At 40.0% G+C, this 23,851-nt stretch carries 25 protein-coding genes; 21 read left to right on the forward strand and 4 right to left on the reverse strand.

The annotated features are described in order from the left end of the window. Positions 1-176 precede the first annotated feature (176 nt). A complete protein-coding gene (locus H540_RS0110020) occupies positions 177-956 on the reverse strand; it encodes a DUF1836 domain-containing protein (RefSeq protein ID WP_028400534.1) in 780 nt (259 codons plus the stop codon). A gap of 344 nt (positions 957-1,300) precedes the next feature. On the opposite strand from H540_RS0110020, the gene H540_RS0110025 reads away from it, so the two are divergent. Further along, complete coding sequence (locus H540_RS0110025) at positions 1,301-1,741, forward strand: hypothetical protein (protein ID WP_028400535.1); 441 nt, start codon at positions 1,301-1,303, stop codon at positions 1,739-1,741. After that, positions 1,729-2,031, forward strand: a complete 303-nt coding sequence (locus H540_RS0110030; RefSeq protein ID WP_028400536.1) for a YxcD family protein — start codon at positions 1,729-1,731, stop codon at positions 2,029-2,031. Before H540_RS0110025 ends, H540_RS0110030 begins: the two co-directional genes overlap by 13 nt. Positions 2,032-2,071: 40 nt before the next feature. Here H540_RS0110030 and H540_RS31375 read toward each other — a convergent pair whose 3' ends face one another. Both H540_RS31375 and H540_RS31380 read right to left on the reverse strand, forming a co-directional pair. Beyond that, positions 2,072-2,923, reverse strand: coding sequence for a helicase-related protein (locus H540_RS31375; RefSeq protein WP_028400537.1), 852 nt, complete (start codon positions 2,921-2,923; stop codon positions 2,072-2,074). Continuing rightward, entirely contained in the window at positions 2,924-3,643 is a 720-nt protein-coding gene (locus H540_RS31380; protein WP_028400538.1) for a DEAD/DEAH box helicase, read from the reverse strand. Between the two features lie 207 nt (positions 3,644-3,850). Between H540_RS31380 and recQ the strand changes: the two genes are divergently transcribed. From recQ to clpP, 15 genes are all read left to right on the forward strand, one after another. Further along, entirely contained in the window at positions 3,851-5,980 is a 2,130-nt protein-coding gene (gene recQ / locus H540_RS0110045; RefSeq protein WP_028400539.1) for a DNA helicase RecQ, read from the forward strand. A 401-nt stretch (positions 5,981-6,381) separates the two neighbouring features. Continuing rightward, positions 6,382-6,684, forward strand: a complete 303-nt coding sequence (locus H540_RS0110050) for an urease subunit gamma (RefSeq protein ID WP_028400540.1) — start codon at positions 6,382-6,384, stop codon at positions 6,682-6,684. A gap of 14 nt (positions 6,685-6,698) precedes the next feature. Beyond that, positions 6,699-7,022, forward strand: a complete 324-nt coding sequence (locus tag H540_RS0110055; RefSeq protein ID WP_028400541.1) for an urease subunit beta — start codon at positions 6,699-6,701, stop codon at positions 7,020-7,022. Next, on the forward strand, positions 7,019-8,728 hold the full coding sequence (gene ureC, locus H540_RS0110060) for an urease subunit alpha (protein WP_028400542.1): 1,710 nt from the start codon (positions 7,019-7,021) through the stop codon (positions 8,726-8,728). Before H540_RS0110055 ends, ureC begins: the two co-directional genes overlap by 4 nt. Before the next feature lie 11 nt (positions 8,729-8,739). Beyond that, on the forward strand, positions 8,740-9,186 hold the full coding sequence (gene ureE / locus H540_RS0110065) for an urease accessory protein UreE (RefSeq protein ID WP_028400543.1): 447 nt from the start codon (positions 8,740-8,742) through the stop codon (positions 9,184-9,186). Then, the gene (locus H540_RS0110070) at positions 9,179-9,865 is read left to right on the forward strand and encodes an urease accessory protein UreF (protein WP_028400544.1); all 687 of its coding nucleotides are present in this window, start codon (positions 9,179-9,181) and stop codon (positions 9,863-9,865) included. The genes ureE and H540_RS0110070 overlap by 8 nt, the downstream gene beginning before the upstream one ends. A gap of 66 nt (positions 9,866-9,931) precedes the next feature. After that, positions 9,932-10,540: an urease accessory protein UreG gene (gene ureG, locus H540_RS0110075; protein WP_028400545.1), complete on the forward strand. Its 609-nt coding sequence runs from the start codon at positions 9,932-9,934 to the stop codon at positions 10,538-10,540. A 3-nt stretch (positions 10,541-10,543) separates the two neighbouring features. Beyond that, complete coding sequence (locus H540_RS0110080; RefSeq protein ID WP_028400546.1) at positions 10,544-11,359, forward strand: urease accessory protein UreD; 816 nt, start codon at positions 10,544-10,546, stop codon at positions 11,357-11,359. A 17-nt stretch (positions 11,360-11,376) separates the two neighbouring features. Then, a complete protein-coding gene (locus H540_RS35370) occupies positions 11,377-11,616 on the forward strand; it encodes a HoxN/HupN/NixA family nickel/cobalt transporter (protein WP_342666037.1) in 240 nt (79 codons plus the stop codon). Positions 11,617-11,633: 17 nt separating this feature from the next. Next, entirely contained in the window at positions 11,634-12,014 is a 381-nt protein-coding gene (locus tag H540_RS35375; RefSeq protein ID WP_425388097.1) for a hypothetical protein, read from the forward strand. Between the two features lie 668 nt (positions 12,015-12,682). Beyond that, the gene (locus H540_RS0110090) at positions 12,683-13,225 is read left to right on the forward strand and encodes a site-specific integrase (RefSeq protein ID WP_028400547.1); all 543 of its coding nucleotides are present in this window, start codon (positions 12,683-12,685) and stop codon (positions 13,223-13,225) included. Between the two features lie 191 nt (positions 13,226-13,416). Further along, positions 13,417-16,194: a dynamin family protein gene (locus tag H540_RS0110095; RefSeq protein ID WP_028400548.1), complete on the forward strand. Its 2,778-nt coding sequence runs from the start codon at positions 13,417-13,419 to the stop codon at positions 16,192-16,194. A 159-nt stretch (positions 16,195-16,353) separates the two neighbouring features. Further along, positions 16,354-17,214, forward strand: coding sequence for a DegV family protein (locus tag H540_RS0110100; protein WP_028400549.1), 861 nt, complete (start codon positions 16,354-16,356; stop codon positions 17,212-17,214). A 238-nt stretch (positions 17,215-17,452) separates the two neighbouring features. Continuing rightward, positions 17,453-18,163, forward strand: coding sequence for a sigma factor (locus H540_RS0110105; protein ID WP_028400550.1), 711 nt, complete (start codon positions 17,453-17,455; stop codon positions 18,161-18,163). A 26-nt stretch (positions 18,164-18,189) separates the two neighbouring features. Then, the gene (gene clpP, locus H540_RS0110110) at positions 18,190-18,780 is read left to right on the forward strand and encodes an ATP-dependent Clp endopeptidase proteolytic subunit ClpP (RefSeq protein ID WP_034670727.1); all 591 of its coding nucleotides are present in this window, start codon (positions 18,190-18,192) and stop codon (positions 18,778-18,780) included. A 52-nt stretch (positions 18,781-18,832) separates the two neighbouring features. Here clpP and H540_RS0110115 read toward each other — a convergent pair whose 3' ends face one another. After that, on the reverse strand, positions 18,833-19,531 hold the full coding sequence (locus H540_RS0110115) for a hypothetical protein (RefSeq protein ID WP_028400552.1): 699 nt from the start codon (positions 19,529-19,531) through the stop codon (positions 18,833-18,835). Positions 19,532-19,974: 443 nt separating this feature from the next. Between H540_RS0110115 and H540_RS0110125 the strand changes: the two genes are divergently transcribed. From H540_RS0110125 to H540_RS0110140, 4 genes are all read left to right on the forward strand, one after another. Further along, complete coding sequence (locus H540_RS0110125; protein WP_028400553.1) at positions 19,975-21,738, forward strand: ATP-binding protein; 1,764 nt, start codon at positions 19,975-19,977, stop codon at positions 21,736-21,738. A gap of 65 nt (positions 21,739-21,803) precedes the next feature. Then, a complete protein-coding gene (locus H540_RS0110130) occupies positions 21,804-22,262 on the forward strand; it encodes a GNAT family N-acetyltransferase (protein WP_028400554.1) in 459 nt (152 codons plus the stop codon). A gap of 23 nt (positions 22,263-22,285) precedes the next feature. Continuing rightward, positions 22,286-22,564 carry a DUF5946 family protein gene (locus tag H540_RS34500; RefSeq protein WP_281172480.1) on the forward strand — a complete coding sequence of 93 codons (279 nt, stop codon included), beginning with the start codon at positions 22,286-22,288 and terminating at the stop codon, positions 22,562-22,564. A gap of 341 nt (positions 22,565-22,905) precedes the next feature. After that, positions 22,906-23,835: a serine hydrolase domain-containing protein gene (locus tag H540_RS0110140; RefSeq protein WP_028400555.1), complete on the forward strand. Its 930-nt coding sequence runs from the start codon at positions 22,906-22,908 to the stop codon at positions 23,833-23,835. The last annotated feature ends 16 nt before the right edge of the window (positions 23,836-23,851 follow it).

Consider the following 23,851-nt stretch of genomic DNA (forward strand, 5'->3'; position numbering starts at 1 on the left):
TTATTGTGAGTAATTAGCTTATTGGTGCTAAAGTTCAATAAGTGCGAGACGGCTTCAACACAGCCTTTGATCTTCCACAATCGGGGGCTTTAGTTTAAGAACGGACAATAAAAATAAGCAAACTTTTTTATAAAAGTTGCATACATATACAAAAAAGGAGCAGCGAATGCTCCTTTTCATATTTCAGAGGGAATCGTTAAGTTCTGCAAAAATAAAGTAGCGGATAAATAGCGCTTTGCCATCATTTGAAAATAAGCAGTATGGACGGATAATGCAGCAATTACAATTATGTTGCGTATCGCTTCCTGCTGATTTTGTTTGATATTCGGAAAGGCTGCGGCAAGTTTGGCAGCTTTTTGTTCAATCGTTTTTTCAATCAGTTCAATTGTGTCAGCTGCTCTTGTATCAGTGCAGCACTGTGCACCTTGTTTGTTGAGCTCTTCAAATAAAGACGAGTAGGCTGCATATAGACGAACAGGATTGATCAGATCATCATCGAGGTTTGCAGGGTCGTTGACGATCAGCTGTAACAGCTTGCGAATGGATTCAAAATCAAGCGCTGTTTTTAAATCCTCTACTATAAATAACAATGCGGTTTGTTCGATAGAATATTTCTTTCCTTTTTGCGGAGAACCGATCATTTCCTTAATATCTCGCTTTACCCAATTCTGAAGAGCGGTGATAGAGAAATTCGTGTTTTCGATTTGACTGCCAAGGGAGGAGATTTCATTCAAGGAGAAACCCATATCGAGCTCGTTTGTTTTCATCAATTTTTCCAAAATAGGAGAAAGTGAGGTTGTAACAAAAGCATGGACTGTTTTCCCGTTTTCAATATCCTCTTTATGCACCTTCACCCAAGCTTCTTGCATAATAGTAAGAGGTTGTTTTGTATTCCAGCCTTTTAATGAAAGGAGGAGATCAGCCATTTCTTTTCGGGTAAGCTGAAAAGTTATCATTGTAATTATCCTCCAACGGATGAGATAAGTTCTTATGAACTTATCTTAGTAGTTGTGTATTTAAAAGTCAATTGAGCCTTTTTGAACCACTCCTACTTAGCATAGCTTGAAGTGGGGTGGTTCATAGCGGCACACGGAGCATAATTGACTAGAAGCAAATATAGGAACCTATTATTATAATAATACTTGATTTTTAAACAATAAGTTCATATAATAGGTTCATAAGAACTTGAAATTAATTTCTTTTTACGACTCTAAAGTAGAGGTGGACAAGCTTAAGGATGTAAAAACCACATGAATTGTATCAGCAAATAAACTAACTTTATAGAAGGAGACTTTCAGACATGCGTAAAAAAATAATGACCATTATTACTGCTTTTACATTAACATTTGCAGCATTAAGTTTCATTTCAGTAGAGCACGCTGCAGCGAAAGGATATAAATCAGGCAAGCGATCTTATACGCCTAGCCAAAATCAAACGGTTACACCAAATAAGAGCGAAAACTCTAATATCAAGCAAACTACCCCTGACACAAAGCCGTCTGTTTCAGCGAAACCCGCTTCCAAAAGTAAAGTAGGAAGCTTCGCAAAAGGATTATTGCTTGGCGGTCTTGGCGGCTTATTAATGGGAAGCTTGTTCGCAAGCCTTGGTCCAATTGGATCTGTGTTAGCGTTTATGGTTAACATGTTATTATTTGTCGGAATCATCATGATGATTCGTAAGATATTTAAATCCTACAAAAAACAACGTCAGCGTGAGGCGCATGAAGCATGGAGACGATAAAAATTCCAGAGCAAGAAATCATAAATGCCCTATGTGTATACGCTGCCGATAAAAAACAAGTATCACCAGCGGACGTACTTGTGGAATTGATGTATGACGATGATTACGGATATTCCGCAGAGGTAGAAGTGAACGGCTGCACGCAGATTCTCATTCAAGCCAACCTGATTGAAGCGCTTCGTCTATGGCTTGACGAACGGGGCGTCGATCCATTTTCCGCTCGTTTGCAGCTTGAGCTGAGTGACAAGGAAGGGATTATTGCATTTGCTAGTGTAGGTTCGACCTATTAAACGAAAAAGAAGAGCTGATTAACAGCTCTTCTTTTTTTATTTAATATTCGTAAAAATACTGATCCTGGTAACAGGAATTGCACATGCTGTGAGGGTAGTCCCATGATAATTTTTTGTTGCAATATTTACATTTTTTAATATGAAGAGCAAGATTGCTTTGTAAATAATCTTGAATGTGCCCAGAAGCAATTTGACGTTCTTTTTCCCATATAAATGTTTCTTTTCGAAGGTGCAAGGAATACAGAAATAACAAGTGCAGCCCAATCTTTTTGTAATTGAGCTCTAATTGATGAAGCTCATTGCCCGAAAGGACAGGCTCCGGAAGTGCTTTATGATTGGCTATAGCACGAAGAGTTTCCCTCCATTGCTGCTGCAGTTCTGTTTCTTGGTAGGAAAAGGGCATGGAGATATATCGGTAGAGATCAGGAAGGCTGAATTTTTCCGCAACAGGAGTTCCTTTAATTAATCCATATAAAGCTCTTTCTTGTGTTAATTTTGCTTTAAACATACCTTTGGGGGGCGTATAGTTTTTCCAAATTTGAAAGAAGCCTGCTAAATCTTTCGAAAAGCGGGCATACTCCGCTAAAATTTGCACGGTAGGTTTAATGGTTAGATGATGAATGGGCGGGTCTTCTGCAGATAATGCTTGTTCAAGCTGTTTAGGGCTCTGAACTGTCGAGGAAACTAGACCAATGTTATATAAACCTTTACGGCCGGCACGTCCGCCGATTTGCTTTATTTCTTGATTGGTTAGGAATCTTCTTCTTGTGCCGTCAAACTTCGTCATTTCAAGAAATACAACGCGCTTAATCGGTAAATTTAATCCCATTCCAATCGCATCAGTGCTGACGATTACTTGCGTTCGGCCTTCTAAAAAATTATTGATTTGCAATTACCTCGTTTCAGGCGGCATACTGCCATATACCACACTGGCTTTATGTCCTTGCTGCTCCAAAAATGCAGCGGTTTGGAGTACGCGATTGCGCGAAAAAACGATAAGTGCATCGCCAGTCTGCGTATCTTTAAGTCTAAAACGTTTTTTCTCTACGCAAAGAGGTACTGATCTTTCATATTCTTTCACTTGCACATGTTTTCCTTTAAGCAAATGTAACAGCAGATTTACTGCAGACGATGCTGAAATAATATGAACCTCTCGAGCTTTAATTTTAGTAATAGCCTGGTACCATGAAAATCCTCTGTCACGGTCTGCAATGAGCTGCGCTTCGTCAATGACAGCAATTTCATAAGCTCGTTCTAAGTTTGCAACTTCTATTGTGCAAGATGTAATGCGGGCACCGTTCACAAAGCGTTCTTCTTCACCCGTTTTTAGGTGACAGGCAGCCCTTTCTTCGTTTAGTGTGTGAAAAATTTCCAAAGCAAGAAGACGGAGAGGTGCCATGTAAAGACCGTTATCTGTTTCTTTCAATCTCTGCAAGGCTTGATACGTTTTTCCTGAGTTTGTCGGTCCTGTATGCAGGATATACAGGGTATTTTCTGATGAGGGAGTGAAGGAGAAGGTTGTTTGGAATAAAGATTCCATCAGTTGCTGTTCTTGGTTTTCACGATGTATATCTAGTTCTGAATCAGGGGAAAACATTCGTGCTTTTCTCATATAAGCTCCTTTCTGCTGTTTATGGCATTTACATTTTAAAGGGAGAGGCGGTAAATACATCTATCATATTAACAGATGTTTGCTGAGTCATTGTAAAACATCTGTTAATATTAGATTTCATATACGGTGCAGCTCTTATGAGAATCTTACAGGAACTCTCTTCACAATGATGTTATAATAAGTGTTGTATGAAAGGAGGAGGACAACTTGTTCACACAAGCCAAAAACTATCTGCAGCAATACTTCGGTTACGAATCGTTTCGCACCGGCCAAGAAGAAATTATTAAACGTGTATTATCAGGCCAAAACACTGCAGGCATTATGCCGACTGGAGGCGGTAAATCAATTTGTTACCAAATCCCCGCGCTTATACTTCCCGGGATAACCCTCGTGATTTCTCCCCTTATATCTCTTATGAAAGATCAGGTGGATGCGCTGTGGCAGGTGGGGATTCCTGCCACATTTTTAAACAGCACTTTATCAGCACAAGAAGTAAGGCAGCGTTTATCCGATCTACAGTACGGTGAGTACAAAATTCTGTATATAGCGCCAGAGCGCATGGACTCTCCGCAATTTATGGAACAGCTGCAAAGCTTGCCTGTTTCCTTAGTAGCTGTAGACGAGGCGCATTGTATCTCGCAATGGGGGCATGATTTTCGTCCAAGCTATTTAAGAATTCATAGTCTATTAGAGCAGTTTCCCAAGAAACCGGCTGTGATAGCGTTGACAGCTACAGCAACTCCCCAAGTAAGAGAAGATATTTGTTTTTTGCTGGATATTCCAGCAGAAAGCGCTATTGTGACAGGGTTTGAGAGAACGAATTTGTCATTTAAAATGGTAAAGGGACAAAATCGTCTGGAATATCTAAAGCAGTATGTTATGAGAAACAAAAACGAGGCGGGCATTATTTATGCTGCGACACGAAAAGAAGTGGACCATTTATATGAATACTTACAAAAGCAAGGCATACAAACAGGACGATATCACGCAGGAATGAGCGATCATGAACGTTCTGCGCAGCAGGACTTGTTCTTGCAGGATGATATAACTGTAATGGTCGCAACAAACGCCTTTGGTATGGGAATTGACAAATCCAACGTTCGGTATGTTATTCATTATCAGCTCCCGAAAAATATGGAGAGCTATTATCAAGAAGCGGGCAGAGCCGGGCGTGACGGTTTAGATAGCGAATGTATTCTGCTCTTTACAGCGCAGGACATTCAAGTTCAAAGATATTTAATCGAGCAATCCCATCATGAAGCTCGAAAGAACCAAGAATTGCAAAAGCTTAATCAAATGAAAGACTACTGCTATACGGAAGGCTGCCTGCAGGCTTTCATTCTGCAATATTTCGGAGAAGAGCATCCAACTCCATGCGGCCGCTGCAGCAATTGTGCAGATGATCGTGTTTCGGTTGACGTTACAAGAGAAGCGCAAATGGTATTATCTTGTATGATTCGCATGGGAGAAAGATTCGGAAAGACAATTATTAGCCAAGTACTTACAGGTTCTTCAAACAAAAAAGTGCTGGATATGAGGTTTCATGAACTTTCCACATACGGTATTTTAAAGCAGAAATCTGCAAAAGACGTGATGGATTTTATTGATTTTCTGACATCGGAACAGTATATCGGTATTACAGGCGGGCAATATCCAGTTCTGTACGTGGCGAATAAAGGGAAAGAAGTGCTGCTTGGAAAAGAGCACGTCATGCGCAAGGAACAAATTGAAGTAATTCAAGTTGCAGCAAACGACGAATTATTTGAAAGACTGCGGGAGCTGAGAAAAGAAATTGCCTCCGAAGAGAATGTGCCGCCATTCGTTATTTTCTCTGATCAAACGCTGCGGGATATGTGCGTGAAGCTTCCGCAAACAGCAGAAGTACTGCTTAATGTAAAAGGAGTGGGTCTGCAAAAGCAGCAGCGCTACGGCGAGCGTTTTACGAGTCTCATTCACGCATACGTACAAGAACATCCAGATTTGGACCCCCCTACAGAAATTAAGGTGCCAAAGCAAAAAGAACGGAAAGAAGCGTCTCATCTCGTAACATATGAGCTGTATAAGCAAGGATATTCTTTACAAGAAATCGCCAAAGAACGCGACTTATCTCTTATCACGATTGAGAATCATATTTTGCAGTGCGGGTCTGAAGGGCTTGAAGTAATCTGGGAAAAGATTATTGTCCCGCAATATGAAGCTGCAATCGAAGAGGTTATAGCGCAAATTGGATCTGAGCGTTTAAAGCCTATTAAAGAACAGCTTTCTGATGAGGTAAGTTACTTTATGATTAAGGCTGTAATCGTTAGAAATGAACTAAGAAAAAAGCAGTATATGTAAAAAGGGGCAATGCGTCACAATTGGCGCGTTGCCCTTTTGGTTTTCTGACGCTGTCAATAGGATATCCTCGGTTAAATTCCACGTTGAAAGGCATTCGGTATGTCCCACTTTTTTGTCAACGCTTTCATCAATTTCAATAGAAATAAAGAGAAAATAGGTTGTAATTATCAGAAAATTGTATATAATTAACCCTAAAGGTATATGTTAGAAAATATTACATAATATGTTAGGTTTGTGAGGGGGCATAAAAGTAGAAAAGCTTCCCGCTGGCTTTAGCATTTGAATGCGCCGAACACTACTATGTTTTAGATCAGGGGGAAATTGCAGCAAAAGGACAAGCTTCATCCATAAGTAAGGAAGATGCGAAGGGATATCTAATTTTATAGGAAAGGAGAATCAGAATGCGACTCACAGCACGAGAGCAAGAAAAGTTGCTTATCGTTGTAGCGGCAGATTTAGCGCGCCGGCGCAAGGACAGGGGCGTGAAACTCAATTATCCGGAAGCAATTGCGCTGCTTACATATGAAATATTGGAAGGAGCAAGAGATGGGAGGTCTGTCACCGATCTCATGCGTTACGGCACTTCCATTTTAACAAGAGAAGATGTTATGGAAGGAATAGCTGACATGATACCGGACATTCAAGTTGAAGCTACCTTTCCAGACGGAACAAAGCTTGTGACAGTCCACGAACCTATTCAATAACTGGGGGAATTATATTGATACCGGGTGAATACCGCTTACAAGCAGCGCCTATTCTTTGTAACGCTGATAGAAAAGCCGAAACATTATTTGTTGTGAATCGAGGAGACAGACCGATACAGGTGGGCTCGCATTTTCACTTTTACGAAATAAACAATGCGCTTGAATTCGAGCGAAAGCTGGCATACGGTATGCGTTTAAATATACCAGCAGGAACAGCTGTTCGCTTTGAGCCGGGGGATGAAAAAGAAGTGAAGCTCGTTCCGTTTTCGGGAATGCGGCACGTTTATGGTTTGAATCAAAAAGTAAACGGACCGTTAGATAAGGAGGAGGGAGAATGAGTTTTCGTATGTCACGACAGCAATATGCAGACATGTTCGGTCCGACAACTGGGGACTCTGTTCGTCTTGCGGATACGGAGTTATTTATTGAAATCGAAAAAGACTATACCGTGTACGGCGATGAGGTGAAATTCGGCGGCGGAAAGGTCATTCGGGACGGTATGGGACAGCATCCGCTTGCGAAGCGGGAGGAAGCAATGGATCTCGTTCTTACAAATGCAATTATCGTAGATTATACCGGAATCTATAAAGCGGATATCGGCATAAAAGACGGTCATATCGCAGCAATAGGCAAGGCTGGAAATCCGCTGTTGATGGACGGTGTGAATATTACAATCGGCGCTGCTACAGAGATCATTGCGGCGGAAGGAATGATTGTAACTGCCGGAGGAGTGGATTGTCATATTCATTTCATATGTCCGCAGCAAATCGAAACAGCGCTCTCTTCCGGTGTTACCACCATGATTGGAGGAGGAACGGGACCAGCGACTGGCACAAATGCTACAACATGTACGCCTGGAGAGTGGAATATACACCGCATGCTCGAAGCGGCAGAAGCATTTCCTATGAATCTCGGTTTTTTAGGAAAGGGAAATACTTCTTCAAAGGATGCTCTTGCAGAGCAAATCGCGGCAGGGGCTATAGGCCTAAAGCTTCATGAGGATTGGGGAACGACTGCGGCAGCCATCGATACGTGCTTGCAAGTTGCTGACCAATATGATGTTCAAGTTGCCATACATACAGATACCTTAAATGAAGGAGGATTTGTCGAAGATACACTGGCAGCTATAAACGGGCGTATCATCCATACTTATCATACGGAAGGAGCGGGGGGCGGACACGCGCCGGATATTATTAAAGCCGCAAGCTTTTCGAACATTTTACCGTCTTCCACGAATCCGACACGTCCTTATACAGTGAATACACTCGATGAGCATTTAGATATGCTTATGGTTTGCCACCACTTAGATCCTGCCGTTCCTGAGGATATCGCTTTTGCAGATTCGCGTATACGAAAAGAAACAATCGCAGCAGAGGATATTCTTCATGATTTAGGTGTTTTCAGCATGATAAGCTCTGATTCACAGGCAATGGGGCGTGTAGGGGAAGTCATTTCCCGCACTTGGCAAACTGCAGACAAGATGAAAAAGCAAAGGGGGCGATTATCTGAAGAAAGAGGGAATGGGGATAATTTTCGCGTAAAACGCTATATAGCAAAATATACGATCAATCCTGCTATTACTCACGGCATCTCCCGATTTGTAGGGTCGGTAGAAGTCGGCAAGCTTGCGGATTTAGTTGTATGGGATCCTGCGTTTTTTGGAGTGAAGCCTGATCTTATATTAAAAGGCGGCATGATTGCACACAGCATTATGGGAGATCCAAATGCATCTATCCCAACACCGCAGCCTGTGTTGTACCGTCCGATGTTTGCAAGCTTTGGAAAAGCATTATCTCAAACATCCATTACTTTTATTTCACAAGCTGCCTTTGAAGGGCGTGTGCCAAAAAGGCTCGGTTTGCAAAAAATGATACAGCCTGTCAGCGGTATCCGAACATTGAGCAAAGATCAAATGATTTATAACGGTGAAATGCCCCATATAGATGTTGACCCGCAAACATATGAGGTGAAGGTGGATGGGACGCTGATTACGTGCGAGCCGGTCGATGTTGTACCGATGGCGCAACGATATTTCTTATTTTGAGGTGAGAATATATGATTATTGAAAAGGTAATGGGAAACATTGAAACATCCGATAATTTAGCTCCTCACAGTGAAAGAGTATACCTAGAAAGCGGCGATCTCGTAAAGCGTATCCAGCGCGTAACAACAGATCACGGCAGGGAAATCGGGATTCGTCTGCGCACGGCGACTGATTTGAAAGATGGAGATATTCTATACATGGATGACAAAAACATGATTGTCATCAGTGTATTGGCAGATGATTTATTAGTCATTTGTCCGCAATCCATCCAACAGATGGGTGAGATTGCGCATCAGCTCGGAAATAGGCACCTTCCTGCTCAATTTGAAAGAAATGAAATGCTTGTTCAATATGATTATTTAGTGGAGGAGCTTCTTCAACAAACAGGTATTCCATACCGAAGAGAAGAGAGAAAGGTGAAGCAAGCCTTCCGTCATATTGGTCATAGTCATGACTAATCAACTGCTGTCTTTGCTGCAAATATGCGACTCGAACTTTCCGTCAGGAGCATTTTCTCATTCGTTCGGTCTGGAAACTTATATATATGAACAAAAAATTCATGATCCCAAAACGTTTACACATGCTTTAGGAACATATGTGAAAACCCAGCTTACTTATACCGACGGCTTGGCCTGCCGTCTTGTCTATGAATATATGCAACATGATTGTACAGAGAAATTATGGGAGCTGGACGTCGTATTATCTTCTCTTTCTTTGGCAAAAGAAACAAGGGAAGGAAACCGCCGAATTGGCGAACGTATGGTGAAGCTGTGCAACCAACTTTATGATTGTCCAATATTGATGGAATATGAACAATTCATTAGAAGAAAAGAGCTGTCAGGGCATGCGGCAATAGCCTTTATGTTGATTTGTAATGAACTGGGTATACATTGGGAAAAAGCAATTGCAGCTTATTTATACGCTGCCGTACAATCGCTTGTACAAAATGCTGTCCGGGCTATTCCGCTCGGGCAAACGGATGGGCAAAGGCTGCTCGTTTCTATGCACCCTCTTGTCCAAGAGACAGTCGAAATGATCCGGCATGCAAGCGAGGGTGAGTTAGGCATGAATGCACCAGGGTTAGAAATAGCACAAATGCGGCATGAACAATTGCCTGTCAGATTGTTTATGTCGTAAGTGAAACTTCTTATAAAACGATGAAGAAGGGAGGGAGGCTTCCTGATTATGGGAAGTCGACTTGATATGGAACCTGTTCGTATCGGAATCGGAGGTCCGGTTGGTGCCGGAAAAACAATGCTTGTAGAAAAACTGACGAGAGCCATGCATAAGGAGCTGAGTATGGCGGTTGTGACGAATGATATTTATACAAAGGAAGATGCTTTGTTTTTAATTCGAAACAGTGTATTGCAGGAAGAGCGTATTATTGGCGTGGAAACAGGAGGATGTCCTCACACGGCAATTCGAGAAGATGCTTCTATGAATTTTTCAGCTATCGATGAGCTGAAAGAGCTTCATCCGGACTTAGATATTATTTTTGTAGAAAGCGGAGGTGATAATTTAGCCGCTACTTTCAGTCCGGAGCTTGTGGATTTCTCCATCTATATCATAGACGTGGCGCAGGGAGAGAAGATCCCTCGCAAGGGAGGGCAAGGCATGATCAAATCGGATTTGTTCATTATAAACAAAACCGACCTCGCACCGTATGTCGGCGCAAGTCTGGAGGTAATGGAACGCGATACAAAAGCGGCGCGCGGCAATAAACCTTTCTTCTTTACGAATTTAAAGGATGGAACCGGTTTGGACGAAGTGGTGCAATGGATTAAAAAACAAGTGCTGCTTGTCGGGCTGTAAGATATGAATTGGACAGGAGCACTGCATATACAAGCGGCCGTAAAAAGAGAGCGTACCATTTTAACAGATCGTCAATTTCAAGGGGCATTTAAAATTACACGGCCGGTCTATTTGGATGCCTCGCATCCGACTGTGTATTGTATACATGTTGGAGGCGGATATGTAGACGGAGATCGCTATCATACGAATATTGCTTTGGAAGAAAGTGCCGAATTGACAGTAACAACGCAATCTTCTACTAAAGTATACAAAACTCCACGCGAACCAGTCTGTCAGTATACTACTATTTCTTTGAAAAGCGGAAGTGTTCTTGAATATTTACCCGATCCTTTAATCGCGTATGAAGGAGCGCGTTTTTTGCAGGAAACCACAGTTCATATGGAAAAAGGCGCAAGCTTGATATACAGCGATATTATAACACCCGGATGGGCAAAGAGCAGGAAGTATTTTCGCTATGATTGGATTCGTTCCAAGCTGAAAATTTATGAAGAGGGAAAGCTGCAGTTATTCGATCATTTATTTTTAAAACCGCACGATCAGGATGTATCTTCTATTCTGCAAATGGAAGGATATACGCACTTCGGCTCCTTGCTGATTTTGCATCCGGATTTTTCGCAGCTTTGGATGAACGAATTAGAAGAGATACTGACAGAATACGCCCATCAAGTTCGAGTTGGTATGTCTGCAACCAAAATAAAAGGAGCAGTAATTCGGATTTTGGCACATAACACACCTGTCATTGAACACATTTTTCAGGCATGCATCGATTTCATCCGAAGCAAACGAATGCAGTCACCGCTATGCCTGCGGAAATACTAGAGCGGGGAGGATTATGTATGATACAAGATAACCTTTTATCCATATTATTGTTAGGGTTTGTTTTAGGGATCAAGCACGCAACTGAACCGGATCATATGATTGCCGTTTCGACAATTGCCAGCAGAACGAGAAAGCTTTCCTTAGCTTCTTTAACCGGCATATTTTGGGGATTAGGACATACAGTTGTCCTGTTTCTGGTGGGGATGGTTGTTATCTTGCTGAAGCGGCAGATTTCAGAACATACGCCCTCTCATTAGAATTTTTTGTGGGCATTATGCTTATTTTCTTAGGTGTTTCAGGATTCCGTTCCACTATCCACGTTCATTCTCATCAGCGAGAAACTAAAAAATTCCATATCAAGTCCTTCATCATTGGCGCAATTCACGGATTGGCAGGAAGTGCGGCGATGGTTCTTCTCGCCTTAACAACCGTAACAAGCACAATCGCTGCATTAAGTTTTATTCTCATTTTCGGAGCAGGAACCATTCTTGGCATGCTGTTATTTACAACAGTTCTTGGATTGCCGTTTGTCTGGTTTGTATCTGGGCGAACATTTCAAACGTTTGCGGCAAGAGCCGCCGCTGTCCTCAGCGTGGTATACGGGATTTATTATATGTACGAAATTACGTTTGTAGATGGCTTATTCCAAATATAAACAAACAGTCTTGTTGTACATAACAGGACTGCTTGTTTCAATATATTACATTAATTTCGGTATCATTTATTAGGCCCATGGCTTTTGGATCGTTATGAACGCAGCCAGTTCCTTGCTTGGTTTACATAATATTTTTATCGGAAAGAAAATGAATGCTCAGAATCCTTATATTTTGACGATAACTACAAAACCAATACGTAAACACTCAAAAATCATTATTCATCACTGTGAGGATTTTGAAGCTTTTGATAGTGTTGGAGGAAAAAGGAAGTGAAAACAACCTGTTATGCGTGCATTCTAAAATATTTTCCTTTCACTTTCGAGAAGAAACATGTAAAATATACCATGAAACAAAAGATATATTTTGTTTCATTATGAAAATGAAATGAAAGCTTGTAAAATAAGAAAAAATGAATATATGGAAAATACATGAATGAAACATATTGCGTTTATGTTTCATCCAATAAAAGTAAATAAAAGGAGTGTATATGGAGAAAAAATTATACGCAGCGTATGTTTCTTTAACAGACGGAGAGCACATATATTTAATAGAGAAATACGGCGAACGGGAATTGCATAAACGGATTTTGGAATTAAATAAGAAAAAAACGATTCACGCTGAGAAGAGAAGTATCAAGTCTGATTACCGCGCCATTATTAGCGAAGGAATGAAGGTCGTTGAACCGATTCGCGATAAATATATGATCGAACAGATGAAGACGGTGTTAAGGCAGCAGTCTGAACGAAATTGGTTTTTATTCGTAATGGGCATTAACACAGGTCTCCGTATTTCAGATTTGCTGAAGCTTAGAGTAAGAGATGTACGCAATCAAACACATATTGAGCTAAAGGAAGAAAAAACGAAAAAGTTCAAACGCTTTCTATTAAACTTAGATTTGCGCAGAACTGTTTTGGAGTATACAAGATTTATGGAGGACGAAGAATATTTATTTCCTTCTAACAAAACTGATTTGCCGCTGCAGCGTGTACAGGCTTATAAAATTTTAAAATCAGCTGCGAAAGAGATCGGTTTGGAAAATATCGGCTCTCACACATGCAGAAAAACGTTCGGATATTGGCATTATCAGATGTATCAGGACATTGCTTTATTGCAAAATATCTTAAATCATTCTCATCCAAGTATTACGTTAAAGTATATAGGCATCAATCAAGAAATGATGGATAAGAGTTTGGAGAATTTCAGTTTATAACAGGAAATTAATAATAAAAACATAACTATACATACGTTTGTTTTTAAATTGAAATCAAATTGAAATCTTTTTTGTGAAATTTTCCTGCTAAAATAATAGAATAGTCGATGAAAACTAATGTTTATGTGTCGAAACATATAGAATCTTAAGAGTGTATAAAAAATATTTAGAAATATATAGTGGGTGAGAATATGACTTTAGAGAAACTATTGATTGATAAAACGTTTTATGAAACATTTATGAGCGAGCATGAAACGAATCACCCTATTCAAGTGTTAGGGGAAGCGTATTTTAACGAGACAGAATTAGAATCAGAAAACCTGTCTAACATTCGATTTGGACAAGGTGAGATGTATTATCGTTATAAAGATTACGAAGCTGCTATCTTTAAATGGGAAAAGATTAAAGGAGAACTCGAGCCTTGGGCGCAAAAAAATATTGCAGATTCCTATTTTCAATTAGGTCTCTTATCAAAAGCGGAAGAGATTTATACTTCTGTGACAACAGAATCTGCGGCTCTTACGGCAGAAATTGCTTTACAGTTGTTTTCGCTGTATTTGGAACAAGAACGTATTGATCATGCATTCCGCGTTATTAAAGAGGCAGTATCACTGAATCCGGATTATCCGAACGTTACGCCCCTGGCACGCACGTTCTACGAAGAGCAAAATGATTGGGAAAGCGCGATTGAACTTGCTGTAAACGAGGTAATCCGCACAGAATCTCCTTCATGGATACATATTTTAAACAGTTATATTAACAGAGGGCTTACAAAAACGACAAATCCGGATTATTTTTCTCAATCCTTGGCAACGGTATATAAAGTCGATGAAACTCATTTTAGAGAAATGATCGTTTCTCATTGGAACAGCTATAAAAATACAGAATTATATTTACCGTGGCTTCAAGCAGTTAATGATTTATTAGTAAACATTGATTTATATACAGAAACATCATGGGATGAAATTTCTGCCCTTTACAGGCAAACATATCTGAGTTTAATTAATGGGCAATATTTCATTAAAGAATTCCAAGGGCTTATTCCAAACCATTTAACAAATTGGCTAAAAGTAGCCAATCGAGATGACGCTCTTTTTGCATCGGCAGCTGTGTTGGCGTGGGAGGGAGTATTCCCAGCTACTGTTGAATCTTTGCTTCTAAATAATGCTGAGCATCTATTGTATAAATATAAAGGCACGGAAAATGGGCTCGAAGGAAGTCTTAAGCTATTTGAAGCTGTGTCGGCTTGGGCATATAAAAATGAATTCCCAATCGGCTATAAGCTGCAATGGCAGATGGAGCAGCTGATGGATTTGCAAACGAATCATCTGCTTGTGGCAGGCATAAGCGGCAATGGGAAATCTTCCTTTATTAACTCCATTTTAGGAGAGCAAATTCTAGGAGCCAGCACGTCAAATGTAGTTATCTTTAACGATGGCACTCATACAGAGATAAAAGAAATTACAGATGAAGGTGTTCAGCATCTTGAAAGCTTAGATGCATTTTATGATGCAACAGCAGCTGGATACGAAACAAAAGCTGCGGTAGAGTTCAAGCTTCCATCCAGATTTTTAAACAAAAATGCTCTTACCTTAATTGATACACCAGGCTTTACAAGCCAAATGGAAGAGAAAAATGAGACGTTTCAATATTTGCATTATGCGGACAGCTTATTATTCGTGTTGAATGCACATGAACCGTTTACCGATAGAGAAAGAAATATTCTATTAGATATTCAAGAATATGCACCAAACCTCTCTATTCACTTCTTATTGAATAAAATGGATGCGATTCATAGAGAAGACGAAACGAACCGGATTGTGGAGGATGTACGAGCGCGTATTCGCCCGTATTTTCCGGACGCAATTGTATTCCCGTATTCTTCTGCATATACAAGCAGTCAGTTGCTTAGTGAGTTAGCATTGTTCATCCAATCAACATTTGGAAATCGTGATCTTGCTGAACAACGCACAAGCCAAGTGTTAAGCACTGTTCGCAACCTATTGGTTTATGTAATGGAGAAGCGCATTGAAGTGGAAAATAGCTTAATCGATTCTATCCAGTGGAATGAAGACATATTAGTGAAGCTCAATGGGCTCATTAATAATGTTACTGCTTTAGAAACCGAAAAAATCAATACGATTACAGCATCATACCGCAACATTAAAGAAGAGATTACAAAGGATTTCACGAAAGAGCTTCCTAAGCTATTAAAAAGCTGCTCGGGCATTCTGGATACAGACAACGATTTTCGCAATATCCATACCGAGCTTAACGAGGAAATGAACAATCGCATCCAGGATTATGTTACAGCAAATGCGCTGCCTAAGTTCACTACATTTATCCTTGACTGGATTGCCAATATAAAAGAAGAATTTGTACAAAGCCAAAATTACTTAGATGAAATGAGCGAAACGTTTAATATCTTGTATAATGAGGATAAGATGAAGCTGGAATGTGACTTCAGAGTACTGGATGATTGGCGCCGCGATATAGACCGCATGATCAGAAGAGTACGTATAGACGATATGAACATTTTAACGCGTTTCACGCCGGCACAATTCTTATTAAAAAGTGCAGGAAAGCTGTTCGGCGGATTGCAGCAAAATAAGAATATGCTGTATAACCAATATACAAAGTACGTAGAGAACGAGGACTATACGGACGCAATAAACTCCGTCATCCATATGTTCTTTGAGCAATTCGTCCTGTTTGAAAAATCGTTGGATGAAGATATCAATCTCTTCTTTAGAGATCCGTTTGGTATGCTGAAGCAAATGGTGGAAGAGACACATTTGGAAATTCAAGAAAATCGTGATGGATTAAGCGAAATGAGAGCAAACCCGGAAGTATTCCAAGATCCGTTGAAGCTATTCCATTTACGCTTGCGCCAACAAGAAGTGATTTGGAATATGCGAAACGTTTCGCAATATGTACCGACAGAAACGGAAGTCGAGCCAATTGGCTAAAACAACAAGCCTCCTTGCATAATAAGGAGGCTTGTTGTATATGTATAATAAGTGAAACTATGTAATTATTTCCTTATTTTTGCACTTGTATATAGAATGAAAGGTGGAACTTATTGATTACATATTATATATCTTATTATGAAAGAGGTGGGAAAAGTAATGACGGTAAAAATTATTACTGACAGCGCAGCTGATTTACCTAAAGAACTGCTTGCTCAATATGATATTGATGTGGTTCCTCTTCGTGTGTATGACGAGCAGGAAACAGAGTTTCTTGACGGCGTGACGTTAGAACCAAAGCAACTGTTTGCCGGCATGCGTGAGGAGAAGGTTTACAAAACATCTCTGCCGTCTTACGAAACGCTGCATCATACATTTACGAAATACGCTGCCCAAAACATTCCATGTATTTATCTAGCATTCTCATCTGAACTGTCAGGTACGTATCAATCCGCAGTTCTTGTAAAACAAGACGTACAAGAAGAGCAGCCGCAAATCGACTTAGACGTTGTGGACACAAAATGTGCATCTATAGGGCAAGGACTCGTTGTTTTAAAAGCAGCACAGCTGGCGCAGCAAGGTGCTGCTAAGGAAGATATCCTAAAGCATATATCTTTCTGGACGGGGCATGTAGAACATATCTTTACAGTCGATGACTTACAAACACTCGTGCGCGGCGGAAGAGTGAGCAAGGTGGCTGGCTTTATCGGCGGATTATTAAACATTAAGCCGCTTTTGCATGTCGAAGAAGGAAAGCTGATTCCGCTTGAAAAACTGCGCGGACGCAAAAAAGTCCTGCAGCGTATGGTCGAGATTATGGCAGAACGAGGAGAAGGTTTAGAAACACAAACAATCGGCATCAGTCATGGCGATGATTTGGAAAGCGCACAAAAACTGCAAGAAATGATTACGGAACGCTTTGGATGCCAAACATTTGTTATCAATTCGATCGGAGCTGCGGTAGGGGCACATGCAGGTCCGGGAACATTGGCATTATTCTTCTTGAACGAAGCCGAGTAATATGTGAATATGAACCTCCTCCACTTACTCGCTTCCGCTCCTTGAAGTGGGGATATTCTCGCCTAATTTATGATAAAGTAAAATTCCTTTCATATCTCATTTGAGCAAACGACAAACCAGCGGTTATATTCCCTGGTTTGTTTTGCTTTCCAATTATTTTTACCTTTTTTTCACTACCCCGTAACTTTTCTCCCTTTGTATTCGTTTATTAATTACAGGCGCTAAAGGAGTGATCACTTTGCAAACCAAGCTTGGCAACACTGTGAAAGATAATTTTTTGGATTTTACACAATTGAATATGTCGATCCTGTTGGAATGCTATCCAGCATTGAAGAGATATTGTATCTATTTAACGAAGAATCATTGGGACGGGGAGGATTTGGCACAAGAAACCGTTACGAAGATCATAAAAAAGTATATACAAAATGGAAACAGCAATGAAACAATTACTGCTTCTTTACTATATACAGTAGCACGCAACCGGTGGCTGGACCAAATGAAGATGAAAAAGAAAGAGACACAATTGCAAACAGAACCCTTCTTTGATCCACTTTCCAGCTATTCGGATCTTCATGCGGTTATTGACGCCATGCTTTCCCATTTCACTGTCCGTCAAACCGGTATATTTGTTCTAAAGGAAGTGTTTCAATACAGCATATCTGATTTAACCGAAATTTTCTCTGCAACGGAGGGTGCAATTAAATCAGCATTGTTCCGCATTCGAAACAGATTACAGACACTGCACCAGGAAGATGGGGTGTTTTGGCAGGATAAAGAGGAAACCGAACAAAATGAATGGATACATGTATTCATTCAATCTATATTGGAACAAAACCCAAAGGTTCTTATTGATTTGTTCAACATGAAAAAGGCAACCAAACATACAGCACCTTTATCTATACTAAGCCGTTCCGCAGGGTCAACTGCATTCATGTTATCCGCAGCTTAAATTTATACAGATGGAGGAACATTGTTATGACAATTCCATATGTGGTAGAACAGACAAAATCGGGAGAAAGATCGTATGATATTTATTCCCGACTTCTCAAAGACCGAATTATCATGATCAGTCAAGAGATCAATGATCAAGTCGCAAGCAGTGTGGTAGCTCAGTTATTGTTTCTGGAGGCGGAGAATGCGGAAAAAGATATCTCCATTTACATTAACAGCCCAGGCGGTTCAACTTCTGCCGGGTTTGCTATCCTGGATACGATGCAGCTTATCAAACCTGATATCCAAACAATCTGTATCGGTTTGGCTGCATCGTTTGGAGCACTTCTTCTTCTTTCCGGCACACCGGGAAAACGGCTTGCATTACCGAATAGCGAAATCATGATCCACCAGCCTCTGGGAGGCGCAAGAGGGCAAGCAACAGAGATTGAAATCTCTGCCAGAAGAATTTTAAAATTAAAAGAACAAATAAATGAAATTATCGCTGAGCGCACAGGACATTCAGTAGAAAAAATTTCATATGATACGGAACGAGATTATTTCATGTCTGCGCAAGAAGCAAAGGAATATGGAATTATCGATAAGATTATCGGTGCAGATCGAAAAAACAAATAGAAGAAACCCCTCCTGTACTTAGTGATACAGGAGGGGTTTAAATATGTAAGGATCAAACCATTTCTATTTTCTTTCGTATCACAATCTGATCTATTTCATCATCTTCTTCGCCTATGTAAAACCCGCGCTCTTTCAAGTACGCTTCAAAATACAGCGCCGCTTCTGCTTTTTCATCATAAGGCTTTATGGATAACACAAAACCAAGTTTATTTTGCTCTTCAAGCTCTACACCGGATATATATGCCGGTATTTTGTTTCTTAAAAACAACTCTTTAACCGGCACAATCATATCTTTTATTAATTTAGAAAGAAGACTCATCTCAAAGTCGAATGTAAATCGGTTTATATGTGATAAATCTGCAAAGACAACTCCAATGAAGCCAGTATTGAAAATTTCAAGATATTCTGCCGTTTCATCTTTATAAAATTTTTTCTCAATTAAATAGTTTGTAAAATACGCAATGCCTTCTGCTTTTTGAAATGGCTTGGAAGATAAGACAAAGCCAATTTTTTGCTGTTCATGTAAATAAACGCACGATAAATGTACGGATACGTTATGTTCTTCAAAGAGGGAGCTTGTCGCTTGTGCAAGTCCGTCAAGCACGTGCTGTATGATATGTAATCTTCTGCGGGAGAAGTAGTATTGCTTCCTATGTAATTCTAATGTATCTAGGAATACAGAGCCGATGAACCCTGTATTTGAAATAGTAGGTGTATGTTTTTTTCTTGCTCTGCGCTTATTTTGCTTCAATGTGATCCATCCTTCCTCTATATATCCACTAACGAACAAATGTTCTTTTTTCTATCATACTACATTTTGGATAAAAAGGAAAGATGTACTTTCATTTTGGAAAAACAAAAAAGCGGCCAACTAAGGTTGGCCGCTCTCACATTATTTTAAACTAAGACACAGTTACAATTTCTTCATCATCCATGTCAATACGACAATCCATCGTACGCACATCTTCGTCTTCATGACTTCCAAAATAGATGGTAATGTTCATGTATATCGCTCCTTTATTTTAGGAATCCCTAAAACAATCGTTCTTCTATTCATATTATTTTCTATTATATACCACTTTACAAACTAGTACAACATAGTCTTGTTATTATGTAAACCATATCTTCCCTACAATGAATTTTTCTATTACAATCATATGTGGAAATATATTTTAAAAGAAGAGGACTTTATCAATGAATGAAATAGTAAACCCCATTTTAATGTTTATCGCCATTATCTTAACTATGATTGCTTCTTTTACTGCATTTGATTTGCTGTCGCTTTTAAAAACCGCTAAGAGAAATACACGGTTTTTATTTTTGGGAAGCGTATTCTCAATGGGGATTGGCATATGGGTCACCAGCTTTTTTGGTGTGCTTGCCAGAGACATGAACGGTCTCCAATCCTCTCGGCTCGTCATTATCGCTTTGTCCGCTATAACAGGGCTTATATTGACAGCGTTGGCTTTTTATGTGATGAATGTGCAAAATCCCAGTATAGAGCGCATTTTATGTACTAGCTTTTTAATGGCCTTGTCAGCTTTATCTATTCATGCGATCAGCATGTATGGCATGAAACTGCGGATGAACTTTGATGCAGTTTTATTCGCTGTTTCAGGTATGATGATTTTCAGTGCTTTTGCTTTTTCATTATGGATTTTATTTGATAACAAAAGGTACTCGCACCATCATATTTGGCTGAAGCCGATCAGTTCTTGTATCGTGACAGCCGCTATTATTGAAAGTCACTTTTTACTAATGCGGTCAGTTATATTTTCACCCTCTGAAAGCATGCAGTTTTCAAGTGAAATGCACGAAAATCTTATGATGTATATTATGCTGCTTGCTTCTATTATTATTTTAGGAAGCCTCGTTGTTTCTACTACTCTCATCAGTAAACGGCTGGCTGCAAGCGATATTAATTTAAAAGATATTAAATTTGCATTAGACCAGTCATCGATTGTTGCATTTACAAATCAAAAAGGTGTTATTACAAGTATGAATGATAAATTTTGTGAAATCTCAAAATACAGCCGTGATGAACTTATCGGCCAAGATCATCGTATTTTAAATTCAAATTATCATCCTAAAGAATTTTTTAAAGACATGTGGAAAACAATCGGTCAAGGACGCGTTTGGGAAGGTGAAATTCGCAACAAAGCGAAAGACGGGACGCATTACTGGGTAGAAACGACAATTGTGCCGTTCGTCAATAAACAAGGCAAGCCTTATCAGTATTTGGCAATTCGAAATGACATTACAGAACGGAAGAAAGCAGAAGAACTGCTGCGCCGACAGGATAAGCTCGCTGTTGTTGGACAAATGGCCGCAGGCATTGCACACGAAATCCGCAATCCTCTTACATCTATGAAAGGTTTTGCGGAATTTCTGCAGTTAGATGAAGAGAATAAAGAGAGACGGGAATATCTTGACATCATTCTTGATGAAGCAGATCGCATTAACGAAATTGTAGAAGATTTTTTGGTGCTTGCCAAACCGAAGGTCGTGCAATTGAAAAATCAAAATATAGTGCCGATCGTACAGGACGTTGTTATGCTTATGGAATTTGAAGCCCAAAAGAAAAGCGTTCATCTGCATCTTGCCTGCAAGCAGAATACCATTTTGGCAGAATGTGATGAAAATCGTCTGAAGCAAGTATTTTTAAACTTCGTGAAAAACGGCATAGAAGCCATGCCAGACGGCGGGGATTTATATGTAAAAATTGCTGTTACAGGCGTTGAGGTGAAAATTTCCATTCAGGATACGGGGGTCGGCATCTCAGAAGAGAAGCTAAAGCAGCTTGGAGATCCGTTCTTTACAACAAAGAAAAATGGAAACGGTCTTGGTTTAATGGTCAGTTTTAAAATTATTGAAGGACATAACGGACATATATATGTCGAAAGTGAAGTAAATAAAGGAGCTACATTCAACGTTGTATTGCCTGCAAAAACAACGTAAGAGAGCAATTTTGCTCTCTTTTTTTATATGCGGTGCGGTACAGTAAAAGAAAGGAGACGGAAACTATGATACAAAAAATAGATTTAATCGATGACACGCTGCTGTTCACTCTGTTTCAGCTTCAAAAAGCATCTTACCTAGTTGAGGCGGATCTCATTAACTTTTATGGCCTTCCTCCACTCCAAGAATCCTTGCAAGACCTTCAAACCTGCGGAGAAACATTTCTAGGATACTTTGAAAACGGAGAGCTTACAGGTGCTGTTTCCTACACATCTAAAGCACAAGAGCTTACCATTTGCCGAATGATTGTGCACCCGAATCATTTTAGAAAAGGGATTGCGCAGCTGCTTCTTAAAGAATTAGAGAGAGAAGAGTCCGGCTATTCTATATTTCATGTAGCTACAGGACGAGATAACATCCCTGCAAAGAAGCTGTACTTAAAAAACGGATTTCAGTGGAAAGAGGATAGAGAGGTTGCACCAAACTTTTTTATCAGTATGTTTGAAAAATGGTATAAGGAGTAGATGCATGAGCAAATCAAGCTACAATAGCTTTCTCATTAATTGGATTATATTATGCGATTGAGCAAGGTTTCACTGGAAAACAAGTGCAGCGTGTGCATATGCTACTCGGTCAACAAAAAAATAAATGGCCGATATTACCACTTCTGAGCAAACCTTATTCGCTAACGGTTAGTGATGTTTTAAAAGAGAAACCTGGTGGAAATCGAGATGATATGCTCCAGGAATGGATGCGTGATGTATGGGTGTGTTGGGAGCATCAACACACCTGGGTTCGGGACATTTCACAAACTTTGTTGAGATAGATTTATCTTTTGTAGGCGAGAAGGCTGCATCCTCAAGGAATGGGAAGGGCGCAGCCCAATGAGTAGGGTGGAGATGAATCGCCGTCGGACAAGGGATGGCTATATGCCATCCCTTGTCCGACTGTTCGAGTGCGATCTGCATAAGAAACTAATTCATAAAGAGAGAGCTAAAAGACATACTATTAAAATATAGCTCGCAAAGATAAGAAAGAGCCATTTTTCCTTAGCGTACAGGAGATTGGCTTTTTTCTTGCTGAAATTCATGTGGGACCCAAGTGCCAACCTGTTTGCTTAGAAGGGACAATATCGATCTGTAGTTTCTTATAATGGAGGAACTTATCTTGAACGTTAATGCTTTAGAAAAAGAATTGAAAAAGAACAGAATCAATACATTTTTAGTTCATCAAAACGGCAAGCTCGTAATGGAATATTACAGGACAGAAAATTGTCCGAATCAGCTCAATAAAATCAACTCCATCACAAAAAGCATTACGGCCACCCTTATAGGGATAGCCATTGATAAAGGCTATATCGAAAGTATACATACGCCGCTTACGGCGTTTTTTCCAAAGCTCCCTAAAGAAAAACATGGTTTAACTATGTATCAGTTGCTTACGATGACAACAGGAGAAGCGTGGGAAGAGTTCGGTAACGGTGTGAAATTTCCGACCTTTTTCGTCCGTTCTGTAAATTGGACGAATTATGTGCTGAAAAGACCTTTAGTCGAACAGCCGGGCACGAAAATGAACTACAACTCCGGTTCTTCTCATCTCTTAAGCTATATGCTTCAACATGCAACAGGGATATGTGCGGCACAATTTGCAGATAAATATTTATTTGGGCCGCTAAATATAACAGATTATGAATGGGAGCAGGACCCGCAAGGCATATCAATCGGCGGCTTCGGAATGAAGATGAAAGCCGAGGATTTGTTGAAGCTTGGCTTGTTATATTTGCATAATGGCGAGTGGAAAGGTCAACAAATCGTATCTCCCGATTGGATTCAACAGTCTTGCGAGCCATTGTTTACAACATATGAGCGCATCGCCTCATATGGCTTTCACTGGTGGGTGATGGACAAGCCTGGTTTTGATGTTCCTTATAAAGTGTACTTTGCGCTCGGGTATGCAGGTCAATATGTTATCATCGTTCCCGATTTGCATCTTACAGCAGTCATCAGCAGTCATATGCCAAGGAAAGGACTCGTTCCGCTGCAAATATTTATAGAGCATTTAAAACAACAATTTATCATCTCTCTTAACTGTAGGTAATTACATAATTTTACCA

The organism is Ectobacillus panaciterrae DSM 19096 (assembly GCF_000430785.1).
GTDB lineage: Bacteria > Bacillota > Bacilli > Bacillales > Bacillaceae_G > Ectobacillus > Ectobacillus panaciterrae.

Excerpts from the sequence above, each read along its gene's own strand:
- H540_RS0110030 (WP_028400536.1), top strand. The coding sequence starts at position 1,729 with ATGGAGACGATAAAAATTCCAGAGCAAGAAATCATAAATGCCCTATGT.
- H540_RS31380 (WP_028400538.1), bottom strand. The coding sequence starts at position 3,643 with ATGAGAAAAGCACGAATGTTTTCCCCTGATTCAGAACTAGATATACAT.
- H540_RS0110100 (WP_028400549.1), top strand. The coding sequence starts at position 16,354 with ATGACGGTAAAAATTATTACTGACAGCGCAGCTGATTTACCTAAAGAA.
- H540_RS0110125 (WP_028400553.1), top strand. The coding sequence starts at position 19,975 with ATGAATGAAATAGTAAACCCCATTTTAATGTTTATCGCCATTATCTTA.
- ureG (WP_028400545.1), top strand. The coding sequence starts at position 9,932 with ATGGAACCTGTTCGTATCGGAATCGGAGGTCCGGTTGGTGCCGGAAAA.
- H540_RS0110020 (WP_028400534.1), bottom strand. The coding sequence starts at position 956 with ATGATAACTTTTCAGCTTACCCGAAAAGAAATGGCTGATCTCCTCCTT.
- H540_RS0110080 (WP_028400546.1), top strand. The coding sequence starts at position 10,544 with ATGAATTGGACAGGAGCACTGCATATACAAGCGGCCGTAAAAAGAGAG.
- H540_RS35375 (WP_425388097.1), top strand. The coding sequence starts at position 11,634 with ATGCTTATTTTCTTAGGTGTTTCAGGATTCCGTTCCACTATCCACGTT.
- ureC (WP_028400542.1), top strand. The coding sequence starts at position 7,019 with ATGAGTTTTCGTATGTCACGACAGCAATATGCAGACATGTTCGGTCCG.
- H540_RS0110050 (WP_028400540.1), top strand. The coding sequence starts at position 6,382 with ATGCGACTCACAGCACGAGAGCAAGAAAAGTTGCTTATCGTTGTAGCG.
- ureE (WP_028400543.1), top strand. The coding sequence starts at position 8,740 with ATGATTATTGAAAAGGTAATGGGAAACATTGAAACATCCGATAATTTA.
- clpP (WP_034670727.1), top strand. The coding sequence starts at position 18,190 with ATGACAATTCCATATGTGGTAGAACAGACAAAATCGGGAGAAAGATCG.
- H540_RS0110130 (WP_028400554.1), top strand. The coding sequence starts at position 21,804 with ATGATACAAAAAATAGATTTAATCGATGACACGCTGCTGTTCACTCTG.
- H540_RS0110025 (WP_028400535.1), top strand. The coding sequence starts at position 1,301 with ATGCGTAAAAAAATAATGACCATTATTACTGCTTTTACATTAACATTT.
- H540_RS0110090 (WP_028400547.1), top strand. The coding sequence starts at position 12,683 with ATGAAGGTCGTTGAACCGATTCGCGATAAATATATGATCGAACAGATG.
- H540_RS0110095 (WP_028400548.1), top strand. The coding sequence starts at position 13,417 with ATGACTTTAGAGAAACTATTGATTGATAAAACGTTTTATGAAACATTT.
- H540_RS35370 (WP_342666037.1), top strand. The coding sequence starts at position 11,377 with ATGATACAAGATAACCTTTTATCCATATTATTGTTAGGGTTTGTTTTA.
- H540_RS0110070 (WP_028400544.1), top strand. The coding sequence starts at position 9,179 with ATGACTAATCAACTGCTGTCTTTGCTGCAAATATGCGACTCGAACTTT.